This window comes from Streptomyces sp. NPDC006283, from assembly GCF_040613325.1.
Taxonomy (GTDB): domain Bacteria; phylum Actinomycetota; class Actinomycetes; order Streptomycetales; family Streptomycetaceae; genus Streptomyces.
The window spans coordinates 1-10552 of sequence record NZ_JBEXRZ010000243.1 but is presented as its reverse complement, the minus strand read 5'-3'; the positions used below and the strand labels follow the sequence as shown (position 1 = coordinate 10552).

The following is a 10552-nucleotide window of genomic DNA, read 5'->3' as shown; positions in this document are numbered from 1 at the left end:
GGACTGTTTTTAAGAGTTGGGATATTCCTTTGGGGGGGAGTGCCCCGGGAGGGGCCCGCGATCGCCGCCCCCAGGGGGCCCCGGCGCGGGGTTCGGTGGAGCCCCACGCCGCGAGGCGGAGGGGAAGGAGCCCCGACAAGGACGGCACGCTCTCTGGGCCCGCCGGGCCTCCGTCAGGGGCCATGGCTTCGTCAGGCCGATGCCGCCCGGACCCGGAGCGCCCTGCGCAGGTCGTCGACCTGGTCGGTCAGCTTGCGGCGGAGGGCCGGGAGCATGTCCGGTTCGGACAGGCGTGCTTCGCCGATGCGCAGCGCTTCCGCGTCCACCGCGTGGACGGGGAAGGCGTACCGGCCGCACGCTTCCGCGATCGCCGGCCCGCGGCGGGCCGCGAGTGCGACCGCGTCGGGGTAGAAGCGGGGCACGTACTCGCGTACGAGGTCGGCCTGTTCGGGCTGCCAGAAGCCCTGCGCCGTGGCGGTGAACAGGTAGTTCGAGAGTTCTTCACCCGTGAAGAGCCTCGCCCAGGCGGCGGCCTTCGCCTCGGGGGTGGGGAGGGCCGCGCGGCAGCGCGCCGCGCCCTCCTGGCCGGTGGCGCTCGGGTCGCGTTCCAGCTCCGCCGTGATGGCCGCTTCGTCGACCGCGCCGAGGACGGCGAGGCGCTTGAGGACACGCCAGCGCAGCTCGGGGTCGAGTTCGGGGCCGCCGGGCACGCTGCCGTCGCTGAGCCATTCCTGGATCGGCTCGGGCTGGGTGGCCGCGTCGATGTAGTGGCGTACGGCGGTCAGGCGCAGGCCGGGGTCGCTGCCGTCCTCGGTACGGCGCAGCAGGGCGCGGCTGATGTGCGTGAGGGTGGCGAGCGCGGCGGGGCGCCGGTCGGCGGGGAGGTAGCAGTCGGCGATCGGGCCGGCGGCGAAGGCGAGGACGCCTTGGACGACGGCGAGGTCGCTTTCGCGGGGCAGGTGGTCGCGGGCGGCCTCGAGGTAGACCGAGGGGGCGAGTTCGCCGTCGCGGACCATGTCGCGGGCGGCGTTCCAGACGACGGCGCGGGTCAGCGCGTCGGGGATGCCGGACAGCGAGGTGAGGACGGTGGCCCAGGAGGTGTCGTCGAGGCGGACCTTGGCGTAGCTGTTGTCGCCGTCGTTGAGGACGACGAGGGCGGGGCGGCGGCCGGGGCGCGGCGTCGCCTCCTCGGTCTGGGGTACGTCGATCTCGAGCCGGTCGCGCAGGACGAGGTGGCCGGGGTCGATGGGGTCGGGGTCGAAGGCGCCGACGGCGATGCGGTGCGGGCGGCTGCCGTCGCGTTCGACGGTGAGCGTCCAGCCGGCCGCCGTGTCGGTGACGGTCGGGGTGAGGGTGTCGACGCCGCTGGTGCGCAGCCATGACCCGGCCCAGGCGTGCACGTCCCGGTCGGTGGCGTCGGCGAGCGAGTCGATGAAGTCGGCGAGGGTGGCGTTGGCGAACTTGTGCCGGGCGAAGTGGTTGTTGATGCCGGCGAGGAAGTCCTTCTCCCCGAGCCAGGTGACGAGCTGGCGCAGCGCGGAGGCGCCCTTGGCGTAGGAGATGCCGTCGAAGTTGAGCATGGCGGACGCGGTGTCGGGCACGGCGTCCGGGTCGGGGGCGACGGGGTGGGTGGAGGGGCGCTGGTCGGCGTCGTAGCCCCAGGACTTGCGGGCGATGGCGAAGTCGACCCATGTGTCGGTGAAGCGGGTGGCTTCTGTCAGGGTCTGGTAGCCCATGTACTCGGCGAAGGACTCGTTGAGCCAGATGTCGTCCCACCACTTGAGGGTCACGAGGTCGCCGAACCACATGTGGGCCATCTCGTGGGCGATGACCATGGCGCGGGTCTGGCGCTGGGTATCGGTGACGGCGGAGCGGTAGACGAATTCGTCGCGGAAGGTGACGAGGCCCGGGTTCTCCATGGCGCCCGCGTTGAATTCGGGGACGAAGGCCTGGTCGTAGGAGTCGAAGGGGTAGGGCTCCTCGAACTTCTCGTGGTACCGGTCGTAGCACTGCCGGGTGACGTCGAGGAGTTCGTCGGCGTCGGCGTCGAGATAGGGGGCGAGGGAGCGGCGGCAGTGGAGGCCGAAGGGCAGTCCGGCGTGTTCGGTGCGCACGGAGTGCCAGGGGCCGGCGGCGACGGCGACGAGGTAGGTGGAGATCGGCGGGGTGGGGGCGCAGGTCCAGCGGCCCGCGCCCTGGTCGGTGGCGACGCTGTTGCCGAGGACGGTCCAGCCTTGGGGGGCGGTGACGGACAGTTCGAAGACGGCCTTGAGGTCGGGCTGGTCGAACGCGGCGAAGACGCGCTGCACGTCGTCCATGAACAGCTGGGTGTAGACGTACGTCTCGCCGTCGCTGGGGTCGGTGAAGCGGTGCATGCCCTCGCCGGTGTGCGAGTAGCGCATCCGGGCGTCGACGCGGAGTTCGTGTTCGCCGGCGGTGAGGCCGGTGAGGGGGAGCCGGTTCTCGGCGAGGGAGGCGGGGTCGAGGGGGTGTCCGTCGAGCGTGATCGAGCGGAGTTCGGCGGGCTTGATCTCGACGAAGGTGTCCCCGGCCGCGGTGGTGGTGAAGTGGATGACGGTGCGGGAGTCGAAGGTGTCGTCGCCGGTGGTCAGATCGAGGTCGATCGTGTACCGGTGTACGTCGAGTTGCCGGGCTCGGGTCTGCGCTTCGTCGCGCGTCAGTACGGACATGGGCCCATGCTGCCTGATGGGCCCGCGTCGGCACACGGGGTGGGGGTTCCGCTGTCAGCGCACACTCTGCGGGTATGGGCTTCGGGGTCGGGCGGGGCCGGCCTGTCCGGTCAGGCGGGCTGCTCCGGGGGGTCCGGTTGGTCGGCGATCTGCTCGTGGTGGCGGATGACCTCCGCAATGATGAAGTTGAGCAGTTTCTCCGCGAATGCCGGGTCGAGTTTCGCGCTCTCCGCGAGGTGCCTGAGCCGCTCGATCTGGCGGGCCTCGCGGGCCGGGTCGGCGGGCGGCAGATGGTGCTCGGCCTTGAGGTGGCCGACCTGCTGGGTGCACTTGAAGCGTTCTGCGAGCATGTGGACGACGGCCGCGTCGATGTTGTCGATGCTCTCGCGCAGACGGTTCAGCTCGGCGCGCACGGTCTCGTCGATGTCCCTCGTGGTCATGGTCAGGGAGCTTACGTCGAGGACGTGGCGATGGTCGGAGGGTGTTCGGGGTCCGGGACGCGGGTGCTCCATCCGCCGGGGACGGCCCGGCCCTGCTGTTCCCTGAAGCGGATGGGCGCGAGGCCGACGCGGCGGGTGAACAGGCGGGAGAAGTAGGCGGGGTCCTCGTACCCGACGCGGCGGGCGACGGCGGCGACGGGGAGCTCGGTGGCGGCGAGCAGTTCCTTGGCGCGGCCCAGTCTGATGCCGAGGAGGTAGTCCTTGGGGGTGCGTCCGGTGCCGCGGCGGACGGCGGTTCGCAGTTCCGCGAGGCTCATGCCGTTCCGCGCGGCGTGTTCGGCGACGGTCAGCGGCTGGAAGGCGTCGCGGGCCAGAGCGGTGAGGACCGGATCGCCGTCGGGGCCGAGGTCGGCGCGGGCGCGGCGCAGGGCGACGAGGAGTTCGTGGACTGCGGCGCCGGTCTCGACCTCGAGGAGGGGATTGCCGCGGCGTGCGGCGCGGGCGATGCGGCCGACGGCGGCGCGGGCTCCGGCGGCGTCGGACAGGGGGACCACGGGCCGGTCGGGTTCGATGTAGCCGAGTTCGGTGTAGGTGGTGGTGGCGGGCCCGGTGAAGTCGACGAAGCTCTCGTCCCATCCGGCGGGGTCGGGGCCGTAGTGGTGGGGCACGCCGGGGGTGAGCCAGAGCAGGACGGGGGCGGTGACGGTGGTGCGCCGTCCGTCCGCGGCGAGGTACCAGCCGCTGCCGGCGCTGATGACGACGGCGACGTGGTGGTCGAGGGTGCGGGGTCCGACTTTGGGCAGCGTGCCGTGCTGGAGGCCGACGCCGAGACATACGAGGCCGAGCCGGTGGTGAACAGGGCTCGGGGTGAAGTAGCGCATCCAGGTGTGGTACATGCCGTTTCCCGCTCCTTCCGTGGTTCCCGGGGCCCTTCCGTGGTGCCCGGTCCCCTTGGTGCTCTTTTGGCCCTCCCCCGGTCAGTCAGTCCAAGGAGAGCCGATCTTTGTCCATGGACCCGCCGTGCGCCAGAGGGTGATCCTCGTGACGGAAAGTGAGCGAGAGAGGGAAGCGTCGGGTGGCTGACTTCACCGTGGGTGACACGGATTTCCTGCTGGACGGGCGGCCGGTGCGGCTGCTGTCGGGGGCGCTGCACTACTTCCGGGTGCACGAGGGGCAGTGGGGGCACCGGCTGGCGATGCTGCGGGCCATGGGCCTCAACTGCGTGGAGACGTACGTCCCGTGGAATCTGCACGAGCCGGAGCCGGGGCGGTACGTGGACCCGGGCGCGCTCGGCCGGTTCCTGGACGCGGTGGACGCGGCGGGCATGTGGGCGATCGTGCGGCCGGGGCCGTACATCTGCGCCGAGTGGGAGAACGGCGGTCTGCCGTCGTGGCTCACGGGCAGGGTGGGGCGGCGGGCACGGACGCGTGATCCCGAATATCTGGAGCATGTGGAGCGCTGGTTCACGCGGCTTCTGCCGCAGGTGGTGGAGCGTGAGATCGCGTGTGGTGGCCCGGTGCTGATGGTGCAGGTGGAGAACGAGTACGGCAGCTACGGCTCGGACGGCGAGTACCTGCGGCAGTTGGCTCGGCTGTTGCGGTCCCGCGGTGTGACGGTGCCGCTGTTCACGTCCGACGGCCCGGAGGACCACATGCTGACGGGCGGCTCGCTGCCGGGTGTGCTGGCCACGGTGAACTTCGGGTCGGGGGCCGCAAGGGCCTTCGCGGCGCTGCGCCGCCACCGGCCGTCGGGGCCGCTGATGTGCATGGAGTTCTGGTGTGGCTGGTTCGAGCACTGGGGGGCGGCGCCGGCACGGCGGGAGGCGCGGGACGCGGCCGGGGTGCTGCGGGAGACTCTTGCGGCGGGGGCGTCGGTGAATCTGTACATGGCGCACGGCGGGACGAACTTCGGGGGCTGGGCGGGGGCGAATCGCTCGGGGCCGTTGCACGACGGCGAGTTGCAGCCGACGGTGACCTCCTACGACTACGACGCGCCGGTCGACGAGGCGGGGCGGCCGACGGAGAAGTTCTGGCTCTTCCGCGAGATCCTCGCCGGGTATCAGGAGGGGCCGTTGCCGGAGCCGCCGCCCGCCCCGGCCGCACTGTCGTCGCCGGTGCGGGTCACGCTCGGCGAGTGGGCGCCGGCCGATGCGGTGCTGGAGGTTCTCGGCGGCGAGGAGCGCGAGTCCCCGGTGCCTTTGACGTTCGAGGAGCTGGGCGTGGAGCGCGGACTGGTCCGCGTTCGCGTGGACGTCCCGGGGCCGCGTCAGCCCTATCCGCTGACCGTGGCCGGGCTCCGCGACCGGGCCGTGGTGTATGTGGACGGGGTGCGGGCGGGGGTGCTCGACGGTGAGAACGCCACCCTTGCGGAACCGGTCGCGGGCCCGGCGTCCGTGGAGCTGTGGGTGGAGTCGCTGGGCCGGGTCAACTACGGGCCGCGCACGGGTGAGCCGAAGGGCATCACCGGCGGGGTGCTGCACGAGCGGCAGTTTCTGCACGGTGTGCGGGCCTGTGGGCTGCGGCTGGAAGCGTTCGAGGAGCCCGGTGCGCTCGCCCGTATGCCGTGGCGCGATCCCGAGCCGGGGGCGGTGGGGCTGTACCGGGGGACGTTCGACGTGGCCGTGCCGGGTGACGCGGCCCTCGAACTGCCGGGCTGGACACGGGGGTTCGTCTGGGTGAACGGCTTCAACCTGGGCCGCTACTGGTCGGCCGGGCCGGTGCGTCCGCTGTATGTGCCCGGGCCCGTGCTGCGCGCGGGCGGCAACGAGGTGTGGGTGCTGGAGCTGGAGGGCGGCGCGGCCGAGCCGGTGCTGCGGTTGCGCTGAGCTGCGGTGGTGCTGTGTGCCGGAGGGGGCAGGCTGCCGAGCCTGCCCCCTCTTGTACGCCTTGTGCGCCGGGTGCCTTACAGGTTCGCTGCCGCGGACTTGATGGCGGCGGCGAAGGTGGAGACCTCGGTGTAGACGCCGGGGTAGCCGGCCCTCGCGCAGCCGTAGCCCCAGCTGACGATGCCCACCTGGGTCCAGGCACCGGCGTTGTCCTTGCGGAACATGGGACCGCCGGAGTCGCCCTGGCAGGTGTCGACACCGCCCTGGTTGTAGCCGGCGCAGATCTCCTCGCCTGGTACGAGTTCGTTGTACGCCTGCCCGCATGCGGCGTCGGAGACGAACGGGACCTGGGCCTTGAGCAGGTAGCGCTGCTGCGCGCCGCCCTCGCGGGCCGCACCCCAGCCGGCGACGGTGAAGGTGCCGTTGTTGTACGCCGTGGTCTCGGCGATCTTCAGGGTGGGCAGGTTGATGGGCTGGGCGAGCTTGATGAGGGCCCAGTCCTTGCCCGTGCCGTTGTAGCCGGGGGCCTGCAGGACCTTGGTGGAACGGACCTTGATGGCGCTGGAGCTCCGCAGGTCCACGACGCCGGCGGTCGCCGTGATGCTGGTGTTGTTGCCGGAGCCGTTCACGCAGTGCGCGGCGGTGAGCACGATGTCCTTGGCGTAGAGCGCGCCGCCGCAGCCCATGGAGAGCCGGACCATGAAGGGGAATTCGCCCTGCGCGGCGCGCGTGCCGCCGACGACGGGCGGTGGGGCGGCGGAGGCTGAGGTGGGCTGGAGACTGACGGCGGCGAGGATGACGGCGCCGGCGGCGACGCATCTCTTGAGCGTGCGCATCAGGTTCAAGGGACTGCCTCTCGTGGGGGGTTGAGGGGTACACCGAGCCGGACCGAGCGGTGACATGTGCCCGACAAGGCGTTCTCCGGAGTATGGGACCCGGTCAGCGGACACCACAAGGAGCACCTTTCGGCCAATTCCCGGGCGGCGTCTCAGCGGTGCGTCCGCGGCACCGCCGTAGAGTTGAAGCCCGTTCGGGGGGCGCGCAGGTACACACGCGCCACAGGCGCAAGAGGCGTGGAAGACCAGGACGCATGGGGGTACGGCACGTGGCGAACGGCAGCGAGGTCGTACACGGCTTCCCGCACCTGGACACCGTGCGGTCGGCGATCACCGCGCTGTACCGGCGGCTCTCCCCGGAGGGCGTGCTCTCCTACGCGCCCAGCGTGCTCCCCGCCGATGTCGCCTTCAGCGAGCAGGACGATCTCCACCTGGGCGCGCAGCGGGTGGCCCGCGCCCTGGTGCACCATCTGCGCCTGCCGGACGCCCGGGTGATTGTCAGCTTCCGCGAGATGAAGCACGCGGCGAGCGTCGAACTGACCGCGGGGCCGGAGTACTTCATCGAGCTCAATGACCGGTTCCGCACCCACCGGCGGGACATCGGCGCCGCCCTCGCCCACGAGATCACCCATGTACTGCTGCACCGGCTCGGGCTGGCGTTCCCCGGCACCCGCGACAACGAGATCCTCACCGATACCGTGACCACCTATCTGGGCGCGGGCTGGCTGCTGCTGGACGCGTTCCGCGAGGACGCCGTGTCCAGCCAGAAGCTCGGTTATCTCACGCCGGAGGAGTTCGGCTACGTCCTCGCCGGGCGGGCGATGGCCCTCGACGAGGATCCGCGGACCTGGTTCACCAGCCCGCAGGCCTACCACGCGTACACCAAGGGCCGCGCCGAGGCGCTGCGCGACGCCCAGCAGCCCCCGCTGACCACAGCGGGCCGGCTCGGCCGTCTCCGCTACGTCAAGGACCGCCGCCACGCCCTCCAGGCCCCCGGAGCCCAGGCCGCCGGCCCGTACGCCTACGCGTTCGAGCACGGTCCGGACGGCCTGCGCGTCTCCTTCCCGTGCACCACCTGTCACCAGCGCATCCGGGTGCCGGTACGGGGGCGGGTACGAGCCCGCTGCGGGCTGTGTCGGACGATTCTCGAATGCGACACCTGACAGGGCTTCCGTAAGGTCGAACCATGACGGACGAACCGGCGGCGAACGCGCTGGACCTGTTCGAGGCGGTGCACGGCGCTGACGACGACACCGTGGTGCGGCTGCTGCGGGCGGGAGCCGATGCCGAGGCGACCGACGAGGACGGCCGGACGCCTCTGTACGAGGCGGCCACCGGCAACAAGGCAGGCATCGTGCGGCTGCTGCTCGCCGCGGGCGCCGACCCCGACCGGGCCTGCGGTCCCGAGGACGGCGACCTGCCGCTGTGCGGCGCCGCCGCCTGGGGACACGCCGAGTCCGTCAGGGCGCTGCTCGCCGCGGGCGCGGAAGCCGACCGCCGCGAGCTGCTCGGCTTCACCGCGATGATCTGGGCGGTGACCCAAGGGCACACGGACACGGTGGAGGCCCTCCTGGACCACGGCGCCGACCCCGATCTGCCGGGCCCGAGCGGCGAGGCGCCGCTGGTGCTCGCCGCCCGCCGCGGCTCGCCGTCGACGGTGCGGGCCCTGCTGCGGCACGGGGCCGGTTCACGGGCGAAGACGCTGGAGCAGGCGCTGGAGGAAGCCCGCCGATGGCTGACGCTCGACGTGGAACAGGAGCTGCGGGCCCAGCTCCTGGCGTACGAACCGGGGGCGGAGACGGTCGCACGGCGCGTCGAGGAGGACGGCGGCACAACGGTGGTCGTCGAGCTGCTGCGGGACGGCAGCCCGGCGTCGGGCAGCGAGCAGCAGACCGGCCACGGCGCGATCGCCACGCTCCTCGAGGAGCGGCTCGGCATCCGCACTCCGCACGCGACCCTCGCGGAACGGGCCCTGAACCACGGCGACCCGGACCGGGACGACTGGATCGAGGCGGTGACGGCCCTGTGGCGGCTCGGCGACGAGGAGACCTTCCGGACCGCGGTCGGCTGGTGCGCGAGCGACGAGCCGCTGCACCAGGCCTTCGCCGCGGACGTGCTGGGCCGGCTGGGCTTCCGCGCGGAGAGCGGCGGGCGGGTCGTGCGGCCGTTCGCCGCACGGGCGCTGCCGCTGCTGCGTGAACTGTCCCGCGAGGCGAAGGACCCGGAGGTCGTCCAGGCGGCCGTCCTGGCGCTCGGGCACCACGGCGACCCGGCCTCGCTCCCCGAAATCCTGCGGCACGCCGGGAGCCCGGACGCGGGAGTGCGGCTCCGGGTGGCGCTGGCGCTGTGCGGGCTGGTGCCCGGGGACCACGAGGAGGGCGTGCGGACCCTGATCGGGCTGACGCGGGACGCGCAGGCGTCGGTCAGGGACTGGGCGACCACGGGGCTGGCGGGCGTGGACGCGGACACACCCGAGATCCGTGAGGCACTGGCGGCCCGTGTCCAGGACCCGGACGCCGAGACGGTGGCCGAGGCGGCCAGAGGGCTCGCGATGCGCCAGGACCCGCGCGCGGAGGAGGTCCTCACGCGGCTGCTGGCGGAGGAGGACCCGGAGGGCTACGCCCACGACACGGCGGCGAACGCGGTGCGGCACATCAGGGACGAGCGGCTGCGGCGGCGGCTCGCGGGGACGCCGTCGCGGCACGGCTGAAGGTCCGGCTCCGGCCGTCAGAGGAGCCTCAGCCTGCCCGGGGCACGTTCCTCGAAGATCGCCACCAGCCAGTCGAAGACGGTGGGGCCGTGCCCTTCGCGTGCCCGCGCCAGCTGTGCGCGGACGTCGGCCCTCGCGTCGGGGTGGGCGCGGCGGGCGCGGCGGTCCAGCTGTCGTGCGGTCTCCTCGTGACCGAGGGCCCTGCGGGAGAGTTCGTGGTCGTGCCACTCGATGACGAAGTCGCCGTCGTCGGGGGTGCCGTAGCCCCCGCCGAGGCAGTCGGCGAGGGCGTCGAGATTGCGGCCGAAGTAGCCGCCCGGGCCGTTGACCGCTTCACCGATGGCCTTCCAGAAGCTGTCCAGTCCGGTGACCTCCGCCCCGTCGATCACAAAGGTCGTCGTCATGGGGCGGAGGTTACCTGCGCGGCGGAGCGGCGGGACGGATTCAGCAGCCGTGGTCGACGAGGTCGAACGACTCGTAGTGGTCGGCGGTGTAGTAGTCCTCCTGCGCCGAGTCACCGGTGACGATGCGGCGCGCGCCGCGGTTCGGGGAGCCGGGGGTGATGACCGTGTACTCGTGGTAGTAGCCCGTGGAGTGGGGCGGCAGGATGCCTTCACGGTTCTGGAAGACCGTTCCGTCCTGCTCGTACGGGAACGGCCCGCCCTGCTCTATCAGGTCGAGGGTGTCGTGGGCCTGGCTCGGCAGGTCGGAGTAGCAGATGTCACCGATCGCGAAAGCGCCGGCGGGGGCTGCCGTGGCGGCCTGGCCGCCGATGAGGAGAGTCGATACGAGGGCGGTGATGCCACTGAGGGTGGCGAGTCGTGGGGGGATTCGCATACGTCCATTGATGCGCGTAGAACTTGACGTGTCAACGACAACGAATGCGGATTTGCCTGTTGTTGGCCCCCGCGGCACGCGGTTGTCCCCCAAGCCGCCCCGCCACGACACCGGGTCTGCCGGCCCCGCGCCGCCGGCGGGGCCGCCGCCTCCGCGTCAGCCTGCCAGGCCTCCGTGGCGGCGGCCCAGATCGGCGTGTCCAGGTCGTCCATGCG

At 72.2% G+C, this 10552-nt stretch carries 9 protein-coding genes; 3 read left to right on the top strand and 6 right to left on the bottom strand.

Features of this window, described 5'->3' with window-relative positions; all coding sequences use genetic code 11:
- Positions 1-191 precede the first annotated feature (191 nt).
- The 3 genes from pepN to ABZ070_RS31855 all read right to left on the bottom strand — a co-directional run bounded on the left by pepN (position 192) and on the right by ABZ070_RS31855 (position 4026).
- Positions 192-2690: an aminopeptidase N gene (pepN, locus tag ABZ070_RS31865; protein ID WP_356638932.1), complete on the bottom strand. Its 2499-nt coding sequence runs from the start codon at positions 2688-2690 to the stop codon at positions 192-194.
- A gap of 110 nt (positions 2691-2800) precedes the next feature.
- Positions 2801-3130 (bottom strand): chorismate mutase, encoded by a 330-nt coding sequence (locus ABZ070_RS31860; RefSeq protein ID WP_356638930.1) that lies wholly within the window; start codon positions 3128-3130, stop codon positions 2801-2803.
- Between the two features lie 11 nt (positions 3131-3141).
- Positions 3142-4026 (bottom strand): AraC family transcriptional regulator, encoded by an 885-nt coding sequence (locus ABZ070_RS31855; RefSeq protein WP_356638928.1) that lies wholly within the window; start codon positions 4024-4026, stop codon positions 3142-3144.
- A gap of 179 nt (positions 4027-4205) precedes the next feature.
- On the opposite strand from ABZ070_RS31855, the gene ABZ070_RS31850 reads away from it, so the two are divergent.
- Complete coding sequence (locus ABZ070_RS31850; RefSeq protein ID WP_356638926.1) at positions 4206-5954, top strand: beta-galactosidase family protein; 1749 nt, start codon at positions 4206-4208, stop codon at positions 5952-5954.
- A 77-nt stretch (positions 5955-6031) separates the two neighbouring features.
- Here ABZ070_RS31850 and ABZ070_RS31845 read toward each other — a convergent pair whose 3' ends face one another.
- On the bottom strand, positions 6032-6790 hold the full coding sequence (locus ABZ070_RS31845; RefSeq protein WP_356638924.1) for a serine protease: 759 nt from the start codon (positions 6788-6790) through the stop codon (positions 6032-6034).
- Between the two features lie 254 nt (positions 6791-7044).
- On the opposite strand from ABZ070_RS31845, the gene ABZ070_RS31840 reads away from it, so the two are divergent.
- Complete coding sequence (locus tag ABZ070_RS31840) at positions 7045-7953, top strand: hypothetical protein (protein ID WP_356638922.1); 909 nt, start codon at positions 7045-7047, stop codon at positions 7951-7953.
- A gap of 23 nt (positions 7954-7976) precedes the next feature.
- Positions 7977-9500 (top strand): ankyrin repeat domain-containing protein, encoded by a 1524-nt coding sequence (locus tag ABZ070_RS31835; protein WP_356638920.1) that lies wholly within the window; start codon positions 7977-7979, stop codon positions 9498-9500.
- A gap of 17 nt (positions 9501-9517) precedes the next feature.
- Here the strand turns inward: ABZ070_RS31835 and ABZ070_RS31830 are convergent, their stop codons facing one another.
- Together ABZ070_RS31830 and ABZ070_RS31825 are read right to left on the bottom strand one after the other, a co-directional pair.
- Positions 9518-9904, bottom strand: coding sequence for a barstar family protein (locus ABZ070_RS31830; protein WP_356638918.1), 387 nt, complete (start codon positions 9902-9904; stop codon positions 9518-9520).
- A gap of 40 nt (positions 9905-9944) precedes the next feature.
- On the bottom strand, positions 9945-10337 hold the full coding sequence (locus ABZ070_RS31825; RefSeq protein ID WP_356638916.1) for a ribonuclease: 393 nt from the start codon (positions 10335-10337) through the stop codon (positions 9945-9947).
- Positions 10338-10552 lie beyond the last annotated feature (215 nt).